Consider the following 946-nt stretch of genomic DNA (forward strand, 5'->3'; position numbering starts at 1 on the left):
CCTTCCGACGGTGGCCCCGAACCCGGCTCCGGCGACGAGTGCTGCGATCTCGATGGCCGGGTGGAGCGCGCTCACCGCCGGGCGCTCAGTGGGCCTCGGTGTCGAAGGCGTAGCCTGCGGCGCGCACCGTGCGGATCAGGTCGACGTCCCCCTCGGCGTTCAGGGCCTGACGCAGGCGGCGGATATGGACGTCGACCGTGCGCGGCTCCACATGCACGCGCTCGCCCCAGATCCGGCGCAACAGATCCTCGCGCGAGAACACCCGGCGCGGGTTGCGCAGGAAGAAATCCAGGAACCGGTATTCGGTCGGCCCGAGGGCCACGAGGCGTCCGTTACGCTCGACGCGATGCTTTTCGGTGTCGAGCGTCACGTCCTCGAAGGTCAGGATTTCGGGCGTGGTACCCGCCCGGCGCAACAGGGCGCGGATGCGCGCGTCCAGCGCCTGCATCGAGCACGGCTTGGTGATGTAGTCGTCCGCGCCGGAGTCCAGGCCACGGATCGTGTCCTGTTCGTCCGTGCGCGCGGTGAGCATGATGATCGGCACCTGCGCGGTGTCGGGCTTCAGACGGATGCGGCGGCAGATCTCCACCCCATTCATGTCCGGCAGCATCCAGTCGAGCAGGATCAGGTCGGGACGGCGGACGGACAGGCACGAAAACGCCTCGCGCGCGTCGGCGGCGACGTCGACCTCATACCCGGCCTTTTCAAGGTTGTAGCGCACCATCAGCAGCAGGGCCGCGTCGTCTTCGACCAGCAGGATCGTGCCCCGGGCGGTGGGGACGTCGATCGGCATCATGACGATGCGCGGCCGTGCTCGCGCGTTGACTGGATCGCGCGCGGCCGCATGGTGGGCAGCATGTTTCCCGTGGCGGCGTAGAAGACACGTTCGGCAATGTTGGTGGTGTGATCGCCGATGCGTTCGAGGTTCTTGGCGATGAACAGCAGA

At 67.8% G+C, this 946-nt stretch carries 2 protein-coding genes; both read right to left on the reverse strand.

All coding sequences use genetic code 11. The features are described from left to right. Positions 1-85: 85 nt before the first annotated feature. Positions 86-796 (reverse strand): phosphate regulon transcriptional regulator PhoB, encoded by a 711-nt coding sequence (gene phoB / locus HUK82_RS16880; RefSeq protein WP_256127072.1) that lies wholly within the window; start codon positions 794-796, stop codon positions 86-88. After that, a partial coding sequence (locus HUK82_RS16885; RefSeq protein WP_305144423.1) for a PhoU domain-containing protein occupies positions 793-946 on the reverse strand: 154 nt, incomplete at its 5' end. The genes phoB and HUK82_RS16885, both read right to left, overlap by 4 nt.

The sequence above is a fragment of the Ameyamaea chiangmaiensis genome, from assembly GCF_013376175.1.
Lineage (GTDB): Bacteria > Pseudomonadota > Alphaproteobacteria > Acetobacterales > Acetobacteraceae > Ameyamaea > Ameyamaea chiangmaiensis.